This is a genomic window from Undibacterium sp. GrIS 1.8, assembly GCF_040544445.1.
Classification (GTDB): Bacteria; Pseudomonadota; Gammaproteobacteria; order Burkholderiales; family Burkholderiaceae_D; genus Undibacterium.
Map to the genome: position 1 here is coordinate 101,952 of NZ_JBEONQ010000010.1, position 23,236 is coordinate 125,187.

23 protein-coding genes are annotated in these 23,236 nt (G+C 47.3%); 11 read left to right on the forward strand and 12 right to left on the reverse strand.

Translation table 11 applies throughout. The features are described from left to right. Positions 1-26: 26 nt before the first annotated feature. From AAKU64_RS06835 to AAKU64_RS06845, 3 genes are all read right to left on the reverse strand, one after another. Entirely contained in the window at positions 27-2,000 is a 1,974-nt protein-coding gene (locus tag AAKU64_RS06835) for an ATP-binding protein (protein ID WP_354361903.1), read from the reverse strand. A gap of 173 nt (positions 2,001-2,173) precedes the next feature. Further along, the gene (locus AAKU64_RS06840; protein ID WP_354335176.1) at positions 2,174-2,995 is read right to left on the reverse strand and encodes a substrate-binding periplasmic protein; all 822 of its coding nucleotides are present in this window, start codon (positions 2,993-2,995) and stop codon (positions 2,174-2,176) included. A 370-nt stretch (positions 2,996-3,365) separates the two neighbouring features. After that, positions 3,366-3,980, reverse strand: a complete 615-nt coding sequence (locus AAKU64_RS06845; protein WP_354335174.1) for an outer membrane lipoprotein — start codon at positions 3,978-3,980, stop codon at positions 3,366-3,368. A gap of 302 nt (positions 3,981-4,282) precedes the next feature. On the opposite strand from AAKU64_RS06845, the gene ureE reads away from it, so the two are divergent. The 3 genes from ureE to ureG all read left to right on the forward strand — a co-directional run bounded on the left by ureE (position 4,283) and on the right by ureG (position 6,227). Continuing rightward, positions 4,283-4,795: an urease accessory protein UreE gene (gene ureE, locus AAKU64_RS06850; protein ID WP_354335194.1), complete on the forward strand. Its 513-nt coding sequence runs from the start codon at positions 4,283-4,285 to the stop codon at positions 4,793-4,795. 15 nt (positions 4,796-4,810) lie between these two features. Beyond that, positions 4,811-5,503, forward strand: a complete 693-nt coding sequence (locus AAKU64_RS06855; protein ID WP_354335192.1) for an urease accessory protein UreF — start codon at positions 4,811-4,813, stop codon at positions 5,501-5,503. Between the two features lie 103 nt (positions 5,504-5,606). Further along, positions 5,607-6,227: an urease accessory protein UreG gene (ureG, locus tag AAKU64_RS06860; protein ID WP_354361910.1), complete on the forward strand. Its 621-nt coding sequence runs from the start codon at positions 5,607-5,609 to the stop codon at positions 6,225-6,227. A gap of 109 nt (positions 6,228-6,336) precedes the next feature. Here ureG and AAKU64_RS06865 read toward each other — a convergent pair whose 3' ends face one another. From AAKU64_RS06865 to AAKU64_RS06880, 4 genes are all read right to left on the reverse strand, one after another. Then, on the reverse strand, positions 6,337-7,530 hold the full coding sequence (locus tag AAKU64_RS06865) for an aminotransferase-like domain-containing protein (protein WP_354335173.1): 1,194 nt from the start codon (positions 7,528-7,530) through the stop codon (positions 6,337-6,339). A gap of 112 nt (positions 7,531-7,642) precedes the next feature. Then, positions 7,643-8,101, reverse strand: a complete 459-nt coding sequence (locus AAKU64_RS06870; protein ID WP_354335171.1) for a RidA family protein — start codon at positions 8,099-8,101, stop codon at positions 7,643-7,645. A gap of 348 nt (positions 8,102-8,449) precedes the next feature. Further along, on the reverse strand, positions 8,450-9,061 hold the full coding sequence (locus AAKU64_RS06875) for a LysE family translocator (RefSeq protein WP_322118080.1): 612 nt from the start codon (positions 9,059-9,061) through the stop codon (positions 8,450-8,452). Positions 9,062-9,255: 194 nt separating this feature from the next. Then, the gene (locus tag AAKU64_RS06880) at positions 9,256-9,630 is read right to left on the reverse strand and encodes a DUF2917 domain-containing protein (protein ID WP_354335169.1); all 375 of its coding nucleotides are present in this window, start codon (positions 9,628-9,630) and stop codon (positions 9,256-9,258) included. 138 nt (positions 9,631-9,768) lie between these two features. On the opposite strand from AAKU64_RS06880, the gene AAKU64_RS06885 reads away from it, so the two are divergent. Continuing rightward, entirely contained in the window at positions 9,769-11,277 is a 1,509-nt protein-coding gene (locus tag AAKU64_RS06885) for an aminotransferase-like domain-containing protein (protein ID WP_503012666.1), read from the forward strand. 6 nt (positions 11,278-11,283) lie between these two features. Here AAKU64_RS06885 and AAKU64_RS06890 read toward each other — a convergent pair whose 3' ends face one another. Continuing rightward, on the reverse strand, positions 11,284-12,288 hold the full coding sequence (locus tag AAKU64_RS06890) for an MBL fold metallo-hydrolase (protein WP_354335188.1): 1,005 nt from the start codon (positions 12,286-12,288) through the stop codon (positions 11,284-11,286). 278 nt (positions 12,289-12,566) lie between these two features. On the opposite strand from AAKU64_RS06890, the gene AAKU64_RS06895 reads away from it, so the two are divergent. Next, the gene (locus AAKU64_RS06895; RefSeq protein ID WP_354335362.1) at positions 12,567-13,178 is read left to right on the forward strand and encodes a TetR/AcrR family transcriptional regulator; all 612 of its coding nucleotides are present in this window, start codon (positions 12,567-12,569) and stop codon (positions 13,176-13,178) included. Between the two features lie 127 nt (positions 13,179-13,305). Here AAKU64_RS06895 and AAKU64_RS06900 read toward each other — a convergent pair whose 3' ends face one another. Then, the gene (locus tag AAKU64_RS06900; RefSeq protein ID WP_354335360.1) at positions 13,306-13,437 is read right to left on the reverse strand and encodes a hypothetical protein; all 132 of its coding nucleotides are present in this window, start codon (positions 13,435-13,437) and stop codon (positions 13,306-13,308) included. Positions 13,438-13,555: 118 nt separating this feature from the next. Here AAKU64_RS06900 and cysS point away from each other — a divergent pair, with 118 nt between their 5' ends. The 4 genes from cysS (at position 13,556) to AAKU64_RS06920 (ending at position 19,223) form a co-directional block, all read left to right on the forward strand. Continuing rightward, positions 13,556-14,938: a cysteine--tRNA ligase gene (gene cysS / locus AAKU64_RS06905; protein WP_354335358.1), complete on the forward strand. Its 1,383-nt coding sequence runs from the start codon at positions 13,556-13,558 to the stop codon at positions 14,936-14,938. A 100-nt stretch (positions 14,939-15,038) separates the two neighbouring features. Beyond that, on the forward strand, positions 15,039-15,527 hold the full coding sequence (locus AAKU64_RS06910; RefSeq protein WP_354335356.1) for a hypothetical protein: 489 nt from the start codon (positions 15,039-15,041) through the stop codon (positions 15,525-15,527). 371 nt (positions 15,528-15,898) lie between these two features. Continuing rightward, the gene (htpG, locus tag AAKU64_RS06915) at positions 15,899-17,818 is read left to right on the forward strand and encodes a molecular chaperone HtpG (protein WP_354361904.1); all 1,920 of its coding nucleotides are present in this window, start codon (positions 15,899-15,901) and stop codon (positions 17,816-17,818) included. Between the two features lie 271 nt (positions 17,819-18,089). Further along, positions 18,090-19,223: a patatin-like phospholipase family protein gene (locus tag AAKU64_RS06920; protein WP_354361905.1), complete on the forward strand. Its 1,134-nt coding sequence runs from the start codon at positions 18,090-18,092 to the stop codon at positions 19,221-19,223. Between the two features lie 121 nt (positions 19,224-19,344). On the opposite strand, the gene AAKU64_RS06925 is transcribed toward AAKU64_RS06920, so the two are convergent. From AAKU64_RS06925 to AAKU64_RS06935, 3 genes are all read right to left on the reverse strand, one after another. Then, a complete protein-coding gene (locus AAKU64_RS06925) occupies positions 19,345-19,803 on the reverse strand; it encodes a GNAT family N-acetyltransferase (protein WP_354361906.1) in 459 nt (152 codons plus the stop codon). 24 nt (positions 19,804-19,827) lie between these two features. Further along, positions 19,828-20,385 (reverse strand): GNAT family N-acetyltransferase, encoded by a 558-nt coding sequence (locus tag AAKU64_RS06930; RefSeq protein WP_354335349.1) that lies wholly within the window; start codon positions 20,383-20,385, stop codon positions 19,828-19,830. Between the two features lie 99 nt (positions 20,386-20,484). Then, complete coding sequence (locus AAKU64_RS06935) at positions 20,485-21,075, reverse strand: helix-turn-helix domain-containing protein (RefSeq protein WP_354361907.1); 591 nt, start codon at positions 21,073-21,075, stop codon at positions 20,485-20,487. Positions 21,076-21,298: 223 nt separating this feature from the next. Here AAKU64_RS06935 and AAKU64_RS06940 point away from each other — a divergent pair, with 223 nt between their 5' ends. Both AAKU64_RS06940 and AAKU64_RS06945 read left to right on the forward strand, forming a co-directional pair. Beyond that, a complete protein-coding gene (locus tag AAKU64_RS06940; RefSeq protein ID WP_354361908.1) occupies positions 21,299-22,384 on the forward strand; it encodes an extracellular catalytic domain type 1 short-chain-length polyhydroxyalkanoate depolymerase in 1,086 nt (361 codons plus the stop codon). Between the two features lie 128 nt (positions 22,385-22,512). After that, positions 22,513-22,989: an FKBP-type peptidyl-prolyl cis-trans isomerase gene (locus tag AAKU64_RS06945; protein ID WP_354361909.1), complete on the forward strand. Its 477-nt coding sequence runs from the start codon at positions 22,513-22,515 to the stop codon at positions 22,987-22,989. Positions 22,990-23,236 lie beyond the last annotated feature (247 nt).

Genomic DNA, 23,236 nt, shown 5'->3' on the forward strand with positions numbered 1-23,236 from the left:
CAAAATTCAGGGTATCAAATTGGTTTTTATTTTTTAAAAACAGTTAAGGGCAAGCTAATGATAAAGATAGTGCCTTGGTCGATGATGCTGTCAACACTGATGTGCCCATCGAGTACGCCAGTCACTAGGTTATACACAATATTGAGCCCTAATCCGCTACCGCCCTGCCCGAGTTTAGTGGTAAAAAACGGGTCAAATATGCGTCCGAGATTGGCGGCCGGTATGCCTTTGCCATTATCGCTGACCACAATTTCCACTCTATCTTCTTCAAACAATTTGGCAGAAATATCCACCACACCGCGGGTGTCACCTTCAAAAGCATGAATAAACGCATTGTTGATCAGGTTGGTCAGGACTTGCCCCAGAGGACCGGGGTAACTATCCAGAATAATTTTAGGCGGTATCGTATACACCACCTCATGCCGGGTCTTGCGTATGGTCGGACCTAGGGTCAGAACAATTTCTGCAATGGTTTCATCCAACACAAACAGACGCCGATTGGCACTGGTCTGATCGACCGCAACTTGTTTAAAACTGACCACCAGTTCGGATGCTTTACCAAGATTACGCATTAAAATGTCTGTGCCGTTGCGCGTATTTTGTAAAAACTCATCCAGAGTGGAGCGCCGCATCCCAGTCTTCATCCCGGCGATGATTTGCTCGGTATGCTGCTGCAAAGTGCTGGCAATGGTCACGCTGGTACCGATAGGCGTATTTAACTCATGCGCGATGCCCGCCACCAGGGAGCCAAGTGCGGCCATTTTTTCGGTGCGCAACAGCTCATGCTGCGCCCGCTGGAGATTCTCAAGCACGATCGTCAACTCGGAGTTGGCGATCTCAAGTGCGTTAGTTCGCTCTGACACCCTGCGCTCTAAACTGCTGTTAAGGGTACGAATTTCGGATTCGTTATGACGTTTTTCAGTGATATCTTCTTGCACCAATACCAGTAAAGACTCTTCACTCAAGCGTATTAACCTACCAGAAATATTACACAGAAGGATTTTTTCCTGATGGCCGCAATGTAGCCATGCCTCGTAATCATGGATCTCGCCATGGTGTTCTACGTTTTGCATTACGGCATCTAAATCTTCTTTATTTCGCCATAGTGCGATCTGTTTTTCTGGGCTATTTAAGATGTCATCATGCGACCAGCCAAATTGTCTGACCCAGGCATCATTGACATCAATCATCGTGAAACTGGTTGTTTTACGAAATACCGTCATAGCAACCGGAGAGGCATGAAAAATCGCGGTGAATTTTTCTTCGGTAAAACGCAAGGCTTGCTCTGCACGCAAACGATCATTTAATTCTTGTTGGAGTATCTCATTTTTCAGATCGCGCTCTGAGAGCAAAGCGCCCAGATCAAGCCGCATTTTGTCCAGGCTATTGGCAAAGCTGCCAATCTCATCCTTGCGATGCCAGATCACCGCTTTGTCCAGTTTGCCACGTGCCAGATCGGCAGTAATATTTTGCAGCGCCTGCAATGGATGTACGATCCTACGCTCAAATAACAGCAGGATAAAACCAAATGAAATTAAAACCTGCGCAAGGATTGCGCCGCCCAACTTCAAGAAATCAATCAGTAAATCGTGATCCAAACGCCCTGTACTCAGTTCAATGATGACCTTACCAATTTGTTTATTATTTAAAAAAATCGGACGCTCTTCATGCATGACTTCACCGATGCGTCGCTCGGCAATTTCGCTGTGGACAAACTGGCTTCGGGATTCATCTTCAACGGTGACTTGCAGAACTGCCGGGTCACGCATGACGGCTTTAACAAATTGGGTAGCAACTTCTTTATCTACATTCCAGACTGGAACCGCCATCGCGCTGGATAGCATGTCCGCGTATTGCGACATTGGGGTACGCACACGTAGATCCAACTCACGCTCGTACCGATCCACTAGCAAAAATCGTCCGACGACCAAGGCTGGCAGTAAGATTCCTAATGCGACGCCTAAAATCAAAATTTGACGAAGTGAAAGTTTTCCCAACATGAGCCTTGTAGAGTTGCTTATAGAGTTGCCAGTTGCCATATACAGTTTTATTTTCGCTGCAAGGAAACGACTGGCATTCACTGAACTTTGCAGATTTCGCCGTTAGCTATTTTTGCAAAAAGAGCCTGATTAACAGACATTCACTCAGATATATGCGTAACGTCTTGAACACCTCAGTCACTTTTTTTACGCCAGAGCTGAATGTTATTTTCAATTAATTTATCCATCACATTCTGCTTGGTCAATTTGATCATTGCCTTTGCAACGCGCCCGCGCATTTCTCCGGTATTACATGGCGATTGGTGCGAGAAAGTTAAAAATAAGCCCTCATTACTAATCGCTGGCGTGACTATTTTTAAGCCGGTGATATTCAGCTTAGCCACGTAGGCGAGACTAGGATCTTCTTCATAAATCAAATAATCCGAGCGCGATAAAGTCAACATTTTCAATGCTGATTCAAGGCTAGCAACGGTAGCTATTTTCAATGATTCTTTAGCATAATGATCAAAATCGTCACCAAAGCTATTATTGATCACCGTGACTCCCTGTTTGCCCTGCAGATCGCTCCACTTCTTATAGTTGAGAGACTTATTTGCTTTTGTCCAGATTACAGAATGCGTTTCACGGAAAGCCGGATAAAAATAATCCATGTAATCCAGTCTGGGTTGAGTGAAAAAAGCTCCCGCAATCAAGTCAATACGACCAAGCTTAGCCTCCTCCTGCACGCGCCCCCAAGTACCAACATACTTGACTTCAATCGGTATGCCTAACTCTTTTGATAATAACTGCATTAAATCGGCATTTGCACCGATTAACCTGCTTTCATCACTGGGGTCACGCCATAAATAAGGAGGATATTCTGGATTGCCTGCTGCAATCAACGCTTTACATGATTCAGCTTGCGCATTTGAACCAGAAAAACAGGCGCAAACCAAGGCGAGAACACTGAACAACTTTAGTCCTGACAGTGGCTGTATTTGCTTGTTGCTTAACATTGAGCATTCCCTTGTTTTTATTGGGATAATGAGCGTCTAGTCTAACGACTGGATTTGGTATTTACAAGAACGATCTAGGCGTAGGGCAATAAAATACTAAGAAGCAACGAAAATGGGCAAGATAGAAAACTGAAATGTAAGGATAGTTTCGCCACTATTTACGATTCCATGATGACCCCAACCAAGACTTGCAAGCAAGCTTAGCCCTCGCTCCTGTCAATAGAGCAAACCTTGTGTGCTTATTAGTATCCACGAAGGCTCTGATTACATTATCGATGAAAATACTCTGCCCATCTCCAGCCTACGCAAATCGCCTCGCTTAATAATCTCTGCAAATTTGCGTAATTCGCTAACAAGAATACTCAAAAAATTAACGGCGGATAATGCTATCGCCACTGTTTCTGACCAGATCACCGCTACCGAATCCTGGATCATGGTCGAAATTAAAAGTGTTTTTATCGCCATTATCATATTGCACGGCGACCGCCCAGACTTTGGACGATTTTGCTTTTTGCTCAATCTTACGACCTGCATAGGCACCGCCAGCTGCACCAGCAACCGTTGCCAGATCGCGCCCGGTGCCATTACCGACCTGGTTACCTAATAGTGCACCGGCGACACCGCCAGCAATTAAGCCCAATGCACTGCCTTCCCCTTCTTTATCACTCACATTGACCGATAGCACACGACCGCAGCCAGCGCAGTTTGCGCCCGACTTGGTTGATACGGTGACTGCCTGCATATTCGATTTTGCGGTAGCCAATGCATTGTTATATTCGGTTTTGGCGTCCCGCAGACATTGCATGCGAGAAGCGGATGTACTCTCTTCTGCGCACAACTTTTTATCATCGGCATATCGGGTTGCAGCTCTTTTAGTATCTTCGGTATATTGCTGCTTAGAACTGATCGTTTGTGCATGAGCACCTATGTTTACACCTGCAAGTAGCATGCACAACACGGGGAAAATTAAGGCGTTTTTTTTCATGTCAGAACTCCCGGATAAATTAAAGAATGGAAAAGCGAAGAACTTCCAGTAATACGGCATCATCAATAACAAGCATGTCAGCTTTGTCGTCGTATAAGCCAGTTCAGGTAAAACACGGCACAGAGCGCCGTCATTTTATATAAAAGGCATGGCATACAATGTGCATACCTTTTTTATGAATTATTTTTATAATTTGTTTTTGTAAGGTATTTTGATGAAACACGAACACAATAGCACTATAGAAGCGCAATGCAAAAAACATGCGCACCGAAAAACATCCCAGCTTTCGTTATAGCAAACCCATGCGTACCCTGCACACAAAAATTCAACACACAGATCATATCGATGGCGAATTAGTTTTACCTTTTCAGATACGCGAAAAAAGTCGCTTTCGCGCTACCCTCACCTCAGGCGAGGATATTGCCTTACTCACGGTGCGTGGTAGCGTCTTGCGCAATGGCGATCTGATCGCTAGCGAAGACGGCTTCGTCGTCAAAATCGTCGCTGCGGCAGAACCGACTTATAAAGTCGTTTGCGATTCGGCCCAGGCTTTGTTGCGCTGTGCGTTCCATTTAGGTAACCGGCACACACAAGCTCAGGTTGGTGATGGTTTTTTACGTATCCGTCACGACAATGTACTTAAAGAGATGTTAGAAGGTTTGGGCGCTCAGGTAGAGGAAGAACTTGCTGCATTTGAGCCAGAAGCCGGTGCCTATGGCGGTGGTCATCATCATGGCGACGACGGTCATCCGAACAATCCACTTGCACCCATCCCGTTGCGACAAAAAATACATCGTCCTTCTGACAAAAACTAACACTGCCAGCTAATGATACAAACCACTGCATTGCTGCATTTGCTGCAACTGGCCAGCCCATCGCTGCCGGTTGGCGCATATAGCTATTCTCAAGGCTTAGAGAGTGCGATTGAACAAGGTCTGGTGAAAAATTCAGCCACTGCCAGACAATGGATATCGCAGCAATTAGTCGAGGTGCTAGCCTGTTTTGAAGCGCCGATTTTGTGGCGACTGCTGCACGCTTTTGAAAAACGCGATCAGGCTTCGATCTGTCTGTGGACCGAACGTTTTTTGGCGGCGCGGGACACCGCAGAATTTCGGGCGGAGACAGTACAAATGGGGTATTCGCTCGGTAAGCTATTAGTGGATTTAAAACTGGACGACAGTAAGGTTGATCCAGCATTGCTGGCTTGTTTGCAAAGTCTGAGCGAAGTCCCCTTCCCCACCGCATTAGCATGTAGCGCGGTTGCGTTGAAAGTACCTGCAGAGGCAGCACTACTCGGCATGTTATTTTCATGGGCAGAAAATCAGGTGCTAGTGTGCGTCAAATCCGTGCCACTGGGACAAGTCGCGGGACAAGCCCTGTTACTCAGTTTGACTGAGGCATTAGAGGCGGCGGCAAACACCGCGCAAACTCTGAACGACGATGAATTATCCAGCTGGGCGCCAGGATTATCTCTGCTATCGATGCAGCATGAAGTGCAATATAGCCGTCTATATCGCTCCTAACGCCAACATCACACTTACCGAATTTAAATTTTTGAGAGTCCATATGAATTCCAATGTCAGTACCCAAATGAATACCCAAATCAGTACGCAAACCGACTCAAAAATAAGTGCACAAGCATCAAATCCATTGCGCGTCGGCATCGGCGGCCCGGTAGGTTCGGGCAAAACGGCACTGTGCGAAATGTTATGTAAAGCGATGCGTGACGACTACGAGATGGCGGTCATCACTAACGACATCTACACCAAAGAAGATATGGAAATCCTGTTACGCGCAGATGCCTTACCGGCAGAACGTTTGATGGGTGTAGAGACCGGCGGCTGTCCACACACAGCGATCCGCGAAGATGCGTCCATCAATCTGGAAGCGATCTCACGAATGTGCGCTGATTTTCCTAACCTAGATTTAATTCTGGTCGAGTCTGGCGGCGATAATTTAGCTGCAACTTTTAGCCCCGAACTATCCGACTTAACGATTTATGTGATCGACGTCGCCGGTGGGGAGAAAATCCCACGCAAGGGCGGACCGGGCATCACCCGCTCCGATTTGTTGATCATTAATAAAACAGACTTGGCGCCGCATGTTGGGGCTAACTTAGACATCATGGCGCAAGACGCCAAACGTATGCGCGGTGATCGTCCGTTTATTTTTACAAATTTAAAAACGGGTGATGGCGTGACGCAAATAATGGAGTTTATTTGCCGGGAAGGTTTGTTGAAAAATTGAATACTTGTGAAGATATTTGATCTACGTAAATAGTAAAACAGCGACTTTTTCAGCAGCCAGAAAAACAAATGAGCCGATGTGGCTCATTTTTTTTTCTCTTGGATTCAGATTACAACTTAGACTGTATTAGTTTACCCAACTTCTCAATCCCTTCATTAATCCGCTCTGGCGATACGGTCACAAAGCTCAAACGCAAGGTATTTGTAGCCGGATTATCTGCATAAAACGGCGCACCAGGAACGAATGCCACATTCTGCGCAATCGCTTCATCCAATAACTGTTTGCTATTGACGTGCGTAGGCAATGTCACCCAGATAAACATGCCGCCCTCTGGACGCGTCCATGTCACGCTGGCTGGAAAATGCTTTGTCATCGCGGCCAGCATCACATCGCATTGACCTGAATAAAAATGACGGATCGTTGGAATGTGTTCGTTCAGGAAGCCATCTTTGATCACTTCATACACTACCATCTGAGTCAACGTAGACGTGTGTAAATCGGCAGCTTGTTTTGCCTGCTCTAATTTACGGATCAACGGCGCAGGACCAACCACATAACCGAGACGAATACCAGGCGTAAGAATTTTTGAGAACGAACCCATGTAGATCACACCATCGGGATTCATCGTCAGCATTTTTGGCAGAGGTTCGCCGCTGTAACATAAATCGCCGTAGGGATTATCTTCAATCAGTGGCAAACCCAGACGTGCGCAGGTGTCGACTAATTCGTAGCGACGTTCAACCGATAAGGTCAGGCCAGTCGGATTCTGGAAGTTAGGCAAGGCATACAATAAACGCGCGCCCTGTCCTTTTGCCGCAACTGACGATGGCAACAAACCGTGTGCATCACCATCGACAGAAACATACTCAGGCTGATACAAAGAAAACGCCTGCAAAGCACCAAGGTAAGTCGGCGTCTCAACCAAAATCTTACTGCCTTTGTCGATCAATACTTTACCCAACAAATCTAAACCTTGTTGTGAGCCAGAAACCATCAATATCTGCTCTGGGGAAATTTTGGTCACATCGTTGGACAAAGAATCCGCGATGAATTGACGCAAAGGCGCATAGCCATCGGTCGGTCCGTATTGCAATGCCGACTTTCCTTGCTTGGATAAAACCAGATCAAACGCTGCCCGCATACGGTCGATTGGAAACGTCTCTGGTGACGGCAAACCACCGGCAAAAGAAATCACTTCTGGACGCATCGTGACTTTAAGAATTTCACGGATTACGGAGCCTTGCAACTGCTCTGCACGCTCAGAAAATTTCCACTGCATCGGGCTAGGATTTTCAAGTTTCATACTGGTCTCATTCACTCTGTATTTTTATGTTGTACTGTTTTTATAATCGGTCAATTGTCTGCATTACTCTAAATTAATCTGAATCACTTCAGGTAATTTTGAGTTGATCCAACTAGGCAATCTCAGCAATCAATTCAATTTCAACGCAAGCGCCCATCGGGATCTGTGCTACGCCGAAAGCTGAACGGGCATGCTTGCCTTGCTCACCAAAAATCTCACCAAATAATTCTGACGCGCCGTTTGTGACTAAATGCTGTTCTGTAAAGTCGCCTGTGGAATTGACTAGACTCATGACTTTTACAATCCGTTTAACGCAATTCAGGTCGCCACCGCAAGCTGCTTGCAGGGTAGCGATCAAATCAATCGCGACTGCACGTGCGGCAGCTTTGCCTTCTTCAGTGCTGATGTTTTTACCTAATTGACCGACCCAGACTTTGCCGTCTTTTTTTGCAATATGACCGGACAAAAACACAGTGTTACCAGTTTGTGCATACATAACATACGCAGCGGCCGGTACTGCGACTGCTGGTAACTCAATATTCAAAGCTTGGAGTTTTTCGTAAAACGACATGGTGATTTCCAAAAAAGTTGTGGCGTATGCCTGACTCGGTGCAATGTAGTGCAAAAAGCAATCTCGGCAATGACTAAACTACCTGGTGAAATTGCTAATGAGAACCGAGGCAAGTGCCTGATTTTATAGAGTGAAGCGGGACAATTGTTTTCACTGACAGACCTCCATTGTAAGCCCCTCATCACCCGATTAACACCCCCAATTACAGACAATCCGCTTGATTTAATTTGGAGGTCTGTCTCTTTTCAACACGACTACCGATGATTCTTCATTGATCTGCCGATTGCCAATAACGCTATCGCTGCCAGCTAATTGGTATTGGGCGAGAATTCCTCGCTTTATCATCACTTATAAGGTCAGCATCCACATCGCCGTCAACGCTAATGCCAATCCCATCACGAGATTAAAATTTCTCAGACGATTGCCGACCAGCAACCAGTTGCGCAAACTTTGCCCCATCCATGCCCAAGCGAGAATACTCAGCGCACTCGGAATGGTAAATCCCAGACTCATCCAAGCCATACGGACAACAAAATCAGCATGCCCTATGGCATAAGTTGAGGTCGCGGCGACCAGCATCATCCATGCTTTGGGGTTGACGATCTGAAACAATGCAGCTTGAGGAAGACTTAAAGGTTTAATCGCGTCGCTGGAAGACAACTGACGGGAAAAACATAACTTAAAAGCCAGGTACAAAAGATAAGCAATCCCTGCCAGTTTCATACCCCAGACTAGATAGGGGCTGGCTTGCAAAATAGCGATGCCGCCCAAACCGACCACCCACATCAGCACCACAAAGCCGATCGGCACACCCGCCACCTGTGGCAAGGCGGCGCGCAGGCCATGATTAACACCAGTGGTCGCAGCGATTGCCACATTAGGGCCAGGCGTAAAAGAAGCGATCCAGGCAAAGGTGGTAAAAGCCAGCACTTCAGCAAATTGAATTTGAGCAAACGGCATCACGGACTTCCTATTCAATAAAATATACTAGAAGGGTGTAATTTTTAATGTCCAATGATTATTTGGACAATAAGGTATATTTATTCACATACTCCCCTATTTTTTACTTTTTTCTTTATGGGTATAAGGCAAATATTTTCAGTATCGTCAGGGGGGCGCTATGCATACCGCTTCATCTGGCAACTCCCCCAATCTCACCGCGGGTCGCAAATTGTTTCGGCCCTGATTGCATCATCAGCGTGCAGGAAGGATGCTACAGGTTCAAGCTGCTTGCTCAAGACCAAGCTTGAACTCTGATGAGTTAAGGGCGTTTGCTCAGGCAGGCTGTTTTCGATAACAACACAAATTTGGATCTCACTAGCCTGACGATCTGCCTCAATTACCACTCGCTTTAGCGGCGGCATCATCAAACTCTGCCCCGTCGATAACCAGTAATCGTAGGCATCATTCTCAATCGTAATCCACACCAAACCGCATTTGATTTGCAAGCACAGTGCCGACTCGGCAGACACAGACAGCAAGCCATTTGGCGGTAGCGTCAGTAATGTATTGGCGGTGAGAATTTTCATAGCATTCCTTGCAGGTTGGTGTAGGAGTTGTGCTATCCTAGCCGCAAAAACCAATACAGTACCAGTACAATAAAAACGATAATTCACGCACTGTTACGGTCTTTTTCCCGATACACCTATCCGATTGGCAGGCATCCTATGATTAACGGTAGCAGGAATAGCGATACAAATGGCAGCACGAGTGGCGACAAGAATCGAGGCACAAATGTGAGCGCAATCGGAAGCACGAATCGAAGCATAATTTCGCGCGATTCTGGCGGTTCTCTGGTCGAGCAAATTGTCCGTAACATTGCTACCCGTATCGACGACAAATTACTACGCACCGGTGCGCGGATGCCGTCGATCCGGCAGTTTGCGGACGAACAGCGCGTATCTCGCTTTACGGTGGTTGAGGCTTACGACCGGCTGGTCGCCAAGGGTTATCTGGAATCACGTCGCGGCTCGGGCTTTTTTGTACGAGAACGTGCCTCGATGATCAACAGCAATAACGCTAATAATGCTGCTGAGGCTTTGCCGTCAGGGCAACAACTCGATGTGGTGTGGCTGGTGCGGAATATGTTCCGCCAATTGCCGCCGCAAAAAATGCCGGGCGCCGGTCTGCTACCACATGACTGGCTGGACGGTGAACTGGTAGCCAACGGCTTGCGAGCGATCAGTCGCCTCAATCAAAACCTGCTTTTACACTACGGTACGCCGCAGGGATTTTTACCACTGCGCCAGCAACTGCAACTGAAATTAGCAGAACTGGAAATCGCCGCAGCACCAGAGCAAATCATCATGACGACCGGTGTTACGCAGGCGCTGGATTTGGTGGCACGCGAATTTACTCGCCCCGGTGACACGATTTTTGTCGATGATCCCGCCTGGTTTTTAATGTTTGCCTCATTTGCGATTTTGGGTGCCAAAGTGATTGGCATACCGCGCTTGCATGACGGTCCCGATGTGATCAAGCTAGCCGAGCTGGCGGCGCTGCATAAGCCCAAGCTCTATATCATTAATTCTGTCATGCATAACCCGACCTCCACGTCCCTGTCGGCGGCCAAGGCGTTTCAGGTATTGAAGACGGCAGAAGAACATGATTTTATGGTTGTGGAAGATGATATTTACTGCGACATGCATCCCGGCACAGCAGTACAAGCTGCGACCCGCATTGCCGCCTTAGACCAATTAAACCGTGTGATTTATCTGGGTGGATTTTCTAAAACTCTAGCTGCCAATCTGCGCGTAGGATTTATCGCTACCTCACATGAATTAGCTGTGCGCTTATCTGACCGCAAGATGTTATCCACGCTGACTACGACAGAGATCGGTGAGCGTGTCGTGTATAAAATTTTATCAGAAGGTCATTACCGCAAACACGTAGACCGCATCCGCGTCAAACTGGATTCTGTACGGGATGACGTGACCAAGCGAGTAGAAAACCTCGGGATGAAAGTTGATTACCGCACACCTGCCGGTATGTTTTTGTGGACTGATACCGGCTGCGACACCAATGTACTGACAGAGAAGGCAATGGAGCAAGGTTTTTTGCTTGCGCCAGGGAGCTTATTTTCCCCCAATCAACTGCCCTCGACCAAGATGCGTATCAACATTGCTGCGATGTCTGATCCTGATGTTTGGGCGTTTTTAGAGAAAGAAATTAAGTAACAGACCCTATTTCGCTGATATCCACCAGGCCTCACCTGCATGTGGCTTGGTCATGCTGAGTGGCTCACCCATTTGAGGTGTGCTGATCGGGACATTACGTGCATCAGCCAAGGCCGTAATGCGGTCAAACGGCTCATGCCAGACATGCAACGACAGATCAAACGTGCCGTTATGAACCGGCAGCAAATGTTTTCCACGTAAGTCCAGATGCGCCTGTAAAGTCTGCTCAGGCTGCATGTGGACATCTGGCCACTGGTGATTGTAGGCGCCGGTTTCTATCATAGTCAGATCGAAGGGACCGAACTTATCGCCGATCTGTTTAAAGCCATCAAAGTAGCCACTATCGCCACTAAAAAACAGGTTTAAATTCTGCTCAGCCTCGTCATTGGTTTCACGGATTACCCAAGACGACCAAAGAGTTTGATTCCCATCGTTGAGGCCGCGACCGGAAAAATGTTGCGCAGGTGTCGCCGTCAATTCGATACCGTCTACTGTAGTACTTTGCCACCAATCCAGTTGTTGAACCTTGTGAGCAGCGATGCCCCATTTAATTAAGGTATCACCAACACCCAGCGGCGTTAAAAAATGTTCGACTTTATCGGCCAGTTGTAACACTGCAGCATAGTCCAGATGATCATAATGATCGTGCGACAAAATCACGCCCTTGATCGGCGGCAGGTCCGCAATACTGATCGGTGGCTGATGGAAACGTTTTGGGCCCATCCACTGGAACGGTGATGCCCGCTCGGAAAATACAGGATCAGTCAGCCAAAACTCACCACGCAGTTTTAGCAATAAAGTGGAATGACCCAGGCGGAATAAAGATTGATCAGGCGCGGCTAGTAACTGTTCACTCGTCAACGTTTGTACAGGGATTTGTCCTGCCGGTATGGTATTGGCTGGTTTATTAAAAAGGAAGGTCAAGGCGATTTGCAATGTTTTGAAAAAGCTGGTCCTTTGTATCTGTACCGGATTTCTATACTTGCCGTCCTCATGCCGCAAATAGCGCATCTTATCTTGAGTATTCTCAGTACCAACAGTGTTTAACCCTGCCTTACTTGAGCTGTTCGCCGGAAATGTGCCAATTGCCATAATCAGATGTCCTGTAAGCAAAATAAAATCGAAAGTACAAACCATTAAATCGAACCGAAATTATCGGCAAAACCCTACGCATACCAAATAATTACACTACACAGTGTAGTTTTAAATTCTTAAAAAGTAAACTACCTAGTGTAAAATAATTTAATTCTCTTTTTGCCACAATTTGACCTCAACGCCACATTACCGCCATGCCAAGTCCAAAACGCCTTACCGACCGCAAGCGCGAAGCGATCTTGCAAGCCGCTATTATCGAATTCCGAACTCACGGTTTTGAAGCCACCAGCATGGATAAAATCGCCGCCAGCGCCGAGGTTTCTAAGCGCACGGTGTATAACCATTTTCCCAGCAAAGATGATCTGTTCGCCGCTATCTTATTACAGCTATGGCAAAACAGCGCCAGCCAGCGCGAGGTGGTTTATCGCACCAACATCCCCTTGCGTGATCAGCTAATCGACTTGATGCAAGAAAAAATGCAGATGCTCAACGATGAGCACTTTATCGCGTTGGCACGTGTCGCTATTGCCGCCACCATCCACGCGCCAGACCGCGCACAAGAGATGGTCGCCAAACTGGGGGAAAAAGAAGAAGGCGTCACAGGCTGGATCAGAGCAGCGCAAGCCGATGGCAAACTCAAACCGGCCGATCCGGCATTTGCAGCCCACTTGCTACAAGGTCAATTAAAAACCTTCGCATTCTGGCCGCAAATCACCATGGGGCAAGCGCCTTTAGATAAGGCTGCTCAAGTGCAAATCGTAGAAGCTGCGGTGGATATGTTTTTGGCTTATTTGGGTCGGTCTTAAAATCTTGCAACAGCGTTGTTTATTAGCTCAGCAGTCAGTACGAGCCGTCCACTCACATCAACGCAACCAAATTGTGTGATAAATTCATGTCTTAGTTTTACTCTGCTTGCCATTTCATTTTTATCGATCACTCAAAGCTATCCGTGCAAGCCACATTCAATACCATGACAAACGCCGCTACTTCCATCTGCGCATCCACAACAGCGCGCCGGTTGTTTGTCGCACTCAGCTTGTCGTGTACACACATATGCAGTGACAAGCTTTGTTGTCGCTGTTGATCCTGATCTAGTCACAACCACTCCAAAAATTCACCGTTTTTTTTAGCGGTAGCAATCACGGTGTACGTCTACTGTTTATTTTCGATTTTTATACTCACTATGCATCTCTATCTCTATGACAACTGGGAGCGTCAGCTTCGCCAATTTACTCCACTGCGCCAGGATTGGGTTGGCCTATATTGCTGCGGCCCTACCGTGTACGACTACGCGCATATCGGTAATTTACGCACTTATTTGTTTGAGGATATTTTGCGTCGCACCTTAGAATTTAACGGTCACCAGGTTCGTCATGTCATCAATATTACTGACGTTGGTCATCTGGTATCCGATGCGGATGATGGCGAAGATAAAATGGAAAAAGGCAGCCGCAAAGCGGGAGAATCTGCCTGGGACATTGCGGAAAAATTTACTAGCGCGTTCAAAGCCGACTTGCTCAGCCTGAATATGCTGCCCCCTACAATCTGGTGCAAGGCAACTGATCATATCGCTGAGCAAATCGACTTTATCGCCACCATAGAACAAAAAGGCTACACCTACACCACCAGCGACGGCGTATATTTTGACACATCCAAACAAGATGATTACGGCTACCTGGCACGACTCAATCGAGATGGTATTGAGGCGGGAATCCGTGTTGAACTGGGTGAGAAAAAACACCCCACCGATTTCGCGCTATGGAAATTCAGTCCGGCAAATGAACAGCGCCAAATGGAATGGGATAGCCCTTGGGGACGTGGTTTTCCAGGCTGGCACATTGAATGTTCTGCGATGGCCTGCAAATATCTGGAACCGTGGTTTGACATCCATTGCGGCGGAGAAGATCACATCGCGATTCATCACAGCAACGAGATCGCGCAGAATCAAGCCTGCCACGGCACCCGACTTGCTAACTACTGGATGCATGGCTATTTTTTGCAAATCGATGCCGGAAAAATGTCTAAATCCAGCGGCGATTTTTTGCGTCTGCAAACTCTGATTGACCAGGAGATTGATCCGCTGGCATATCGATTTTTATGCTTGTCAGCACACTATCGCAGCCAGATGAATTTTAGCTGGGATGCATTGGAGGCAGCTCAAACAGCATTGGGCAGATTGCGCGATACTTACTTTGCATTACCTGAAGGTGGCGCGGCGGATAGCAATTATGTGACCCGCTTCCAGACTGAAATCAATCAAGACCTGAATCTCCCCAAAGCACTGGTCGTGATGTGGGAAGTTCTCAAATCGGATTTGAACGACGCAGATAAAAAAGCGACTCTCGATCAATTTGATCTAGTCTTAGGATTGGGATTGGCGGAGTGGAGGCCAGCGATACTCACCATACCCACCGAGGTAACTACGCTGGCAGAGCAACGTCAAATTGCCCGCACTACAAAGAACTGGGTAGAAGCGGACCGGCTGCGCGCAGCCTTGCATGTCTTGGGGTATGAAGTGGAAGATAAAGCAGATGGGATGAAGATAAAACCTAGAAACGGCAGTTGACCGCTCGTCAGTATAATTAAGTAGTTGATTCAATTGACTGATGCTAGGGTTTTCACCATCACCGTTCTGGTGAGAGCGCTACGAACGGATTAATTTCGATATGACCATGCTTCTTATTGCGACCAAGCGCCCGCCCTCGGAAAAATCGGATTTGCTAAGGTTCATCCGGCAAGATAGCTCTGTTAGTGAAATCGAGATGCCGCGCCAAGGTGTGCTGCCACATGATCTGGTGCATTTTGTGGTTGAAAGCGGGCTGAAACTCAGTGACGGTTTTTTAAGTCTGGTGGCACAAGGTGCCGATGCACAGTTTGTCATGGAGCTGACCCACGATACTCAGCGCCGCGATATTGAACGGGGCGCAGTGCAAGCCGAGGCGATTGTTGAGGCATTGCAGACACAACTCTGGAGCGGCAATTTTGATCACGACGCGTTTGCTTATGGGCTGCAAACTGCGGCTGAGGCACGCAATATTGAGGCGCCAGCAGTACCGGTGGAGAGTTTGGCACACGCCTTATTCCAGCAAGCAGTGGAGCTAAACGCAATATGGTCGCAGATTAAACCATATGAAAAACTGGAACTCCGGTTTTAAACAAAAGCCACGACATCCCACGTTCAGCATCTATTTTTGTCTTTTCCACCTAAACTCTCCAACTCGCTTAGCTATAACAATAATTAAAAAAATGGGGAGTATTTTTAATTGTCCATATAATAATTGGACAATAAGGCTAATTTATCTTGTACTACTACCCAGTATATAAATTAGCCGTAATCAACATCTTGAAATATCCCAACTTAGCCGCATAACTGCCAAGCAAAATCTTTATGGATTTCATCAAGTCGGGACTTGCACAAAATCGCTCTGACAAAATCGGTATGAGCAGATCGTCAGGCGATGCTGTATGAGGTCGCCATGGTAATTTTGTAAAGTCCTAAACTCATAAAAAATAGTAAGAGGGAATTATGTCCGACCAAAAACAAACAATGGGCTTCCAAGCCGAAGTCAAACAACTGCTGCAATTGATGATCCACTCGCTGTATTCCAACAAGGAAATTTTCTTGCGCGAATTGATCTCTAACGCATCTGATGCTGCCGACAAGCTGCGTTTTGAGGCGATCAACAATGCCGCCTTGTATGAAAGTGATCCTGAGCTCAAGATCAAAGTCAGCTTCGATAAAGCTGCACGCACCATCACCATCGCCGACAACGGCATCGGTATGACACGCGAAGAAGCCATTGCGCATCTAGGTACCATTGCCAAGTCAGGCACGAAAGAATTCTTTGGCAAACTGTCTGGCGACCAGCAAAAAGATGCCGCCATGATTGGCCAATTTGGTGTGGGTTTCTACTCTGGCTTTATCGTTGCGGACAAAATCACGGTTGAATCACGTCGTGCTGGCACTGCCGCCGACGCTGGCGTACGCTGGGAATCTGAAGGCGCTGGCGACTTCAGCGTAGAAGATATTACTAAAGCCGATCGCGGTACCTCAATCACTTTGCATCTACGTGAGGGTGAAGATGATTTTCTCTCTTCATGGAAATTAAAGTCGGTAATCCGTACTTACTCCGACCATATCTCTTTGCCGATCTTGATGCAAAAAGAAGAGTGGGACGAAGAGAAAAAAGAACAAGTCACTAAAGACGAACTAGAGACAATCAATCAGGCCAGCGCTTTGTGGGCACGCAGCAAGAGCGACATCACGCCTGAGCAATATGATGAGTTCTATAAACATATTTCACACGATTACAGCGCCCCGCTGACCCACACGCATAACCGTGTTGAGGGTCGCAGCGAATACACGCAATTGCTGTACATCCCTGCCCGTGCACCGTTCGACATGTGGGACCGCAACAAACGCGGCGGTATCAAGCTATATGTCAAACGCGTCTTCATCATGGACGATGCCGAGCAGTTGATGCCGGTCTACCTGCGCTTTGTTAAAGGTGTGATTGACTCCAATGATTTGCCACTGAATGTCTCGCGTGAAATTTTGCAGGAAAGTCGTGACATCAAAGCTATTCGTGAAGGATCGACCAAGCGCGTATTAGGCATGCTGGAAGATTTGGCAAATGCCGAAGGTGATGATGATTCACAAGCGAAGAAAGATAAATACGCTAGCTTCTGGACCGAGTTTGGTCAGGTACTCAAAGAAGGTATAGGCGAAGATGCGGGCAACAAAGAACGTATCGCTAAACTGTTACGTTTTGCGTCTACCCACAACGACAGTGATGCACAGACAGTATCTTTAGCTGATTATCTGAGTCGCGTTAAAGACGGTCAGGAAAAGATTTACTACGTTACTGCCGACAATTACGGCGCTGCGAAAAACAGTCCTCATTTAGAAATTTTCCGTAAAAAGGGTGTGGAAGTTCTATTGCTGACTGACCGCGTTGATGAATGGATGCTGTCCTTCTTAAGTGATTTTGAAGGTAAAGAATTAGTCTCCGTTGCTAAAGGCGACCTGAACCTCGGCACGCTAGAAGATGAAGCCGAGAAAAAACAGCACGAAGAGACCGAAACGCAGTTCAAGGATCTGGTCGAGAAGATGAAAACCGCGCTGGCAGATAAAGCCAAAGATGTACGCGTGACTTTCCGTCTGACCGACTCCCCTGCTTGTCTGGTAGCGGACGACAACGAGTTATCCGGCAACTTGATGCGCATGCTGAAAGCAGCAGGCCAGGCTGCACCGGAATCAAAACCGATTCTTGAAGTCAATCCAGATCATCCGTTAGTACAACGTTTAAAGTACGAAGAGAAGAAGTTTGACGACTGGGCCAATATCCTGTTTGATCAGGCAATGCTGGCAGAGGGCGGATCACTGGCAGATCCAAGCAGTTTTGTAAAACGTCTCAATGAAATGCTGTTGAACGTGGCCGCTTAGGTTTTTACCTCAAGTTTTTACCTCAAGTTTTTACGTCAGATGACTATTTGATTAGTTTCAGTCAACCACTTCTGCAAAAGCAGCCCATAACAAGCCCGCCAATTTGGTGGGCTTGTTGTTTTGTGTTGAACGTACGTGAAATGTAAAGAAACTGTTAAGCTTGAAAGAGCAAGTACCCCTCGTTTTAATTTGTAATTTCTCGCTACAAGCGCCGCAAAAAATGAGCATTACAGGTAATATCACTGCATCGCAACAAAAACTCCCAATTGCCATGACTACACAAGAAAACGTTCTGATTCTCCAAGGCGGCGGTGCTTTAGGCGCCTACCAAGCGGGTGTTTTTGAGCAGCTTCATCAAAATGATATTCAGCTCGACTGGCTGATTGGCACTTCTATCGGCGCGATCAATTGCGCGCTGATTGCCGGCAATCCGCCGGAGAAGCGGGTTCAACAATTGCGGGCCTTTTGGGAAAGTCTGGCACCGCCTCTGGCGTCTAACCAACCCTGGTCGGTATTCACACCTTTCTTGCAACAATGGGGTATCGCTAATACCTGGAGCAGCTGGACCAGCTCTAATGAGACGATGAGCACTTTAACCAATGGTGTTCCCGGATTTTTTAAACCACGGGTTGGCGCTGGCTGGGATATGAATGCCGCCGTAGACATAGGCCAAAACAGTTTTTATGACACGTCGCCTCTCAAAAAGACGCTAGAGAAATATATCGATTTTCACTATCTGAATAAAAGTCCCATACGTATCAGTATCTGTGCGGTAGAAATTACTGGCGGTCAGATGACGACCTTCGATAGCAAGAAGCAAAAAATCGGACCTGAACACATCATGGCAAGCGGCGCGCTGCCGCCGGGTTTTCCACCGGTAGAAATCGACGGAAAAATGTATTGGGACGGCGGCATTTACTCCAACACACCGCTAGAGGTTTTGCTTGATGGCGCACTACAACGCGACGCACTCTGCTTTATGGTAGATCTTTGGGACCCTAGTGAAGCAGCGCCTAAGACGATGGCAGAAGCTTTGGCACGGTACAAAAATATTCAATACGCCAGTCGTTCAAAAGAACAATTAGCGACACGCCGCCAACTACAAAATCTGCAAAAAGCGATACGTGGTTTATCTGAAAAACTTTCTCCGACGGAACGTAAAAAACCGGAAATACAAGCCCTGATGAAACTGGGCTGCGATCACACAATCAATGTCGTGCATCTGGTGATGAAGGCGCAAGAACACGATCAGTATTTTAAAGATATTGACTTCAGTACAGAGACAATACAAAACCGCTGGCAAGCGGGTCTACATGATGCACAACGGGCTCTGCACCACAAATCCTGGTTACAACCACCGGCACCGCATACAGGTCTAATTATTCACGAATTGCCGCAGGAATAATTCGATCTTTAGGATAGCCGTTTAAAGAAAGAGTAAAGCAGTGCGTATGGCCTACCGTAATGGATATGCATGCTCATAAATCGTTTCTTGAATTGCTGTCCGCCCTCCCTTTTTGTTATTCTCAGTGAACGAGATTCTTGCTCATAAATACGCTCAAAGGATCGTCGCGATAACCGCCAAACCGACCACACACCACATAGCCAGCCTGCGTATAAAGACGTAATGCATCGGTCTGAAGCGGGCCGGTTTCCAGCATCACTTTCCGGCATTCTGCTTTACGGGCTGCGGCTTCGAGCAAATTCAGTAATTGTTTCGCCAAACCCTGCCCGCGCCGATCGGGATGCACATACACGCGCTTGATCTCAGCATATTCTGATGCAAGAACAAGCGCACCACAGGCGACCGCGCGCTGCTCCGAATCACGGGCAACAGCACACATGAGTTGCTGTGCGGAGAGCGCGGTCAGGTCAAGCGAATACACGCTTTCTGCCGGGTACAGACTATGTTGATATGCGTCCAACTCAGCAATCAAAGCCAGCACGTCTGCCTGATCTGGCGATTCCATATTGATAGTAATCATAAAGAGTATTGATTTAGATGTTGGTTAAATCGATTTGAAATAAATCGTAGTCGAGCACAGGCCACCTTGCGGCCATAAGGCATAGTCAGGAATACGCCCGCACAGTTGCCAGCCAAGCCGCTCATATAAAGATTCCGCACCACCGCCAGTTGCGGTATCCAATACCAGCAGCGTCTTCCCCGCGGCATGTGCTGCTTGTTCTGCCGCCTGCATCAGCGCAGCACCAAGTCCAACTGCACGTGCCCGACGATGTACCAGTAGCTTAGAAATATCGGCGCGATGTGGCTGGTTCTCAGGTTGACTCAATATAGCTTGTACCGTACCGACAATGGCACCAGAGAAGTCTCTGGCAACTAGCAAAAGTCGCTCCTGACGCGCCACGCTGGCAGCAACACCTTGCCAGAACGCCTCCGACTTAGCTCGAGATAAAGGCTGCATAAAACTCACCGATGCTCCACCATCAACACAGTCCATCAGAACATCGCAAAGTGCCGCAATATCGGCACGATCATCGAGCGCCTGTAACAGTTGAATTGAATAGTCTGAGGACGTATGGTTTGAAGATGAATAATCTAAGGACATCAGAGACTCCTGAGGCATTTATAACGATGAAGTAATCTAGTGAAAATCAGATAAATTCTGATTCATCCGTATTGGATCTTTATTCGAAATGCGCCATGTTTAAAGTGATGCGGTGTTAATCGCAACGACGTAACGTACCGGATGCTTGCTAGAGTTTTGATACACAATCGCATTGTTCTCATCCATCGCCAGACAATCGCCGCTCTCCAGATGATGGTGCACATCACCCAAAATAATTTCCAGCGAGCCATCCAGTACCCAGATCTGCTGATGAATTCCGACTTCACGCAAACCCGCTGCATAAGACACTCTCACACCGGCAGGAAACTCCACCTCAACCAACTGGATAGACGAACGGAAATGCGGCGGCGAAATATTCCGGCGACGATAACCTGACTGTGGATCTATCCACAGTAATTGCTCATCGCGCCTTACTAGTGGATTAGCATCTGGCTGCGGCTCTTCAAAAAACGAGGCTAGCGTGACACCCAGACCAAACGACAATTTATCCAGGACTACCGCTGTCGGACTGCTCTCCCCGCGCTCAATCAAAGAGATCATAGAACGACTGACGTTCGACTTGGTCGCCAGTACATCGAGCGACATACCGCGCTCAGCGCGCAGGCTGCTCAGTCGGTTTGCAATGCGCTGGTTGATGTCAGGCAGTTGAATAGTTTTTTGGTCTTGCATGGTTTGGGGGGATTAATTATCTTGGTTAATTTCCTTCATAGTGGATTTATTTTCCAATTTATTAGATATTGTGTCAATCGATTTATTTGATAAGCAGTTTTCCGCCGCAATGGATTAACCATGTAGATTTCTGACAAGATGTCTGAACATAGGAATTAATAACAACACAAGACTATCAAAGCACTAACCCGGTACATTCGGTAGCATCTAAGCTCGATTGATCGTGTTAGTGTTCGTGCTCACATTAGCGCCACGTCAGCACCACTTCATCCAGCAATCGTTCTATTACCAAGGTTTTTTAATGAAAAGTGTTTTACGTTTTCTTAGTTTTTGTCTTTTGGGTTTGATTACCTTGATAGCGATAGCTGGTCTGCTATTTGGCTACTTCATTTACTCACCTGAACCAGAACTTCCAAAGCTGTCCGGCACACTGGCTAAGGCGTCCATCGAAGTGGGCGGACTCAAGCGTACTTACTTGACCTACGTACCGCAAGGGCTGGCAAAAGGAGCGCCGCTGGTGATGGTGATGCACGGATCAGGTGAAGACGGCGCGCAAATTCGGATTGATACCGGATATGGATATGAGCGTCTCGCCGACCAACACGGCTTCGCAATCGTCTACCCTAATTCTTATAGTTTTGACTGGAATGACTGCAGCAAAGTTGGTGACTTCAGCGCAAACGGGCGCGAGGTAGACGACGTTGGCTTTTTAAGCGCACTGGCTGGCAAACTGATCACAGAGATTCATGTCAACCCAGACCGCGTGTTTGCGACTGGTGTTTCGTCTGGTGGTTTTATGTCGATTCGCCTTGCGCTTGAGGCACCTTCCCGGTTTCGCGCGATTGCAGCTGTATCCGCAAACGTACCGTCACCCGAGAATTTTAAATGTCAGCCTGCCAAGCAACTTGCGTCCGGTAATTCAGGTACATCAGTCCTGATCATGAATGGTACCAAGGACCCTCTGGTCCCGTTCAATGGCGGAGAATCCAGCCTCTTGGGCTTATTTTACAAGGGTGGCAATGTGCGCTCATCACAAGAATCCGGTCAATATTTTGCCGACCTCAATCACCTCACCGGCAAACCAGTAACGAAGCTGAGCACAGCGGCAGACGGTGTGAATGTCGAACAGTTTTTATGGCGTAACGATACTAAAGTGGAAGTGGAGCTGGTTGCGATTCAAGGCGGTGGGCATGGACTCCCGCAACCCTACTTCCGTCGTCCGCGATTATTAGGTCCATCGCCTATGGCACCGGATGGCACCGCAATGGTGTGGGCATTTTTCGAACGACAATCATTGCTGACGCAATAAAATGAGCTCAGTGACAAACAAAAATCTGATGCTAACGAGGAAAACCCCATTTGCACATGATCTGATTTCATCAAAGTAGTCACTTCGGTTAATATGCTTGCACTTTCTATTCTTACGCTAAAAATTTTATGAAAATTGATAAAGACACCGCCGTCACCCTGCGCTTTACCGTCGCTGAGAGCAACGGCAAAGTCATTGAAAACGGCAAAACTCCAATCGCTTATTTACACGGTGGTTATGACAATTTATTACCAAAAATAGAAGCTGCCTTGCAAGATCAGGAAGTCGGATTTAAAGCCACCCTGGATTTGGCACCAGAGGATGCATTTGGTCTGCGTGATGAGAGTTTGCTGCGGACGATTTCCAAGAAAGATTTCCCTCCTGGCGTCAAAGTCGGTGCGTCTATGCAAGGACATACTGAAACGGGTGAGGAAACCATTTACACCGTACTTAAAATCAAAGGCGATCAAGTCATGCTCGACGCCAATCACCCGCTAGCGGGCAAATCCTTGCGTGTAGGTTTGCAAGTATTAGGAGTACGCGCAGCGACCGCGGAAGAAATTATGCATGGTCATGTGCATGGTGATCACGGGCATCAGCATTAACACTAAAGAGGCAGCATCACTAAATTTAGGCGCTGCTGCCGCTTTAGTTTGTATTTCGGGTGAGATGCGTCATGCGCATCGATGGATAAAACTTAAACTGATATTGATTAGTACGCGTAACTCGCTCTAGCACCCTACAAGAATTGACTTCAGAGGTTCTTGCAAAACGAAACACCGGAGAGTAATTTTATTGCGAGAAGCGCAAAATAGATGAGAAAGGAGCGGCCATTTCTGGCAAGATGAAAGT

What these genes read in the sequence shown, in the direction of transcription:
- AAKU64_RS06935 (WP_354361907.1), bottom strand. Translation starts at nt 21,075, where the DNA reads ATGCAAGACCAAAAAACTATTCAACTGCCTGACATCAACCAGCGCATT.
- AAKU64_RS06945 (WP_354361909.1), top strand. Translation starts at nt 22,513, where the DNA reads ATGAAAATTGATAAAGACACCGCCGTCACCCTGCGCTTTACCGTCGCT.
- AAKU64_RS06890 (WP_354335188.1), bottom strand. Translation starts at nt 12,288, where the DNA reads ATGCGCTATTTGCGGCATGAGGACGGCAAGTATAGAAATCCGGTACAG.
- cysS (WP_354335358.1), top strand. Translation starts at nt 13,556, where the DNA reads ATGCATCTCTATCTCTATGACAACTGGGAGCGTCAGCTTCGCCAATTT.
- htpG (WP_354361904.1), top strand. Translation starts at nt 15,899, where the DNA reads ATGTCCGACCAAAAACAAACAATGGGCTTCCAAGCCGAAGTCAAACAA.
- AAKU64_RS06895 (WP_354335362.1), top strand. Translation starts at nt 12,567, where the DNA reads ATGCCAAGTCCAAAACGCCTTACCGACCGCAAGCGCGAAGCGATCTTG.
- AAKU64_RS06910 (WP_354335356.1), top strand. Translation starts at nt 15,039, where the DNA reads ATGACCATGCTTCTTATTGCGACCAAGCGCCCGCCCTCGGAAAAATCG.
- AAKU64_RS06845 (WP_354335174.1), bottom strand. Translation starts at nt 3,980, where the DNA reads ATGAAAAAAAACGCCTTAATTTTCCCCGTGTTGTGCATGCTACTTGCA.
- AAKU64_RS06875 (WP_322118080.1), bottom strand. Translation starts at nt 9,061, where the DNA reads ATGCCGTTTGCTCAAATTCAATTTGCTGAAGTGCTGGCTTTTACCACC.
- AAKU64_RS06835 (WP_354361903.1), bottom strand. Translation starts at nt 2,000, where the DNA reads ATGTTGGGAAAACTTTCACTTCGTCAAATTTTGATTTTAGGCGTCGCA.
- AAKU64_RS06885 (WP_503012666.1), top strand. Translation starts at nt 9,769, where the DNA reads ATGATTAACGGTAGCAGGAATAGCGATACAAATGGCAGCACGAGTGGC.
- AAKU64_RS06865 (WP_354335173.1), bottom strand. Translation starts at nt 7,530, where the DNA reads ATGAAACTTGAAAATCCTAGCCCGATGCAGTGGAAATTTTCTGAGCGT.
- AAKU64_RS06840 (WP_354335176.1), bottom strand. Translation starts at nt 2,995, where the DNA reads ATGTTAAGCAACAAGCAAATACAGCCACTGTCAGGACTAAAGTTGTTC.
- AAKU64_RS06880 (WP_354335169.1), bottom strand. Translation starts at nt 9,630, where the DNA reads ATGAAAATTCTCACCGCCAATACATTACTGACGCTACCGCCAAATGGC.
- AAKU64_RS06870 (WP_354335171.1), bottom strand. Translation starts at nt 8,101, where the DNA reads ATGTCGTTTTACGAAAAACTCCAAGCTTTGAATATTGAGTTACCAGCA.
- AAKU64_RS06920 (WP_354361905.1), top strand. Translation starts at nt 18,090, where the DNA reads ATGACTACACAAGAAAACGTTCTGATTCTCCAAGGCGGCGGTGCTTTA.
- AAKU64_RS06930 (WP_354335349.1), bottom strand. Translation starts at nt 20,385, where the DNA reads ATGTCCTTAGATTATTCATCTTCAAACCATACGTCCTCAGACTATTCA.
- ureE (WP_354335194.1), top strand. Translation starts at nt 4,283, where the DNA reads ATGCGTACCCTGCACACAAAAATTCAACACACAGATCATATCGATGGC.
- AAKU64_RS06925 (WP_354361906.1), bottom strand. Translation starts at nt 19,803, where the DNA reads ATGATTACTATCAATATGGAATCGCCAGATCAGGCAGACGTGCTGGCT.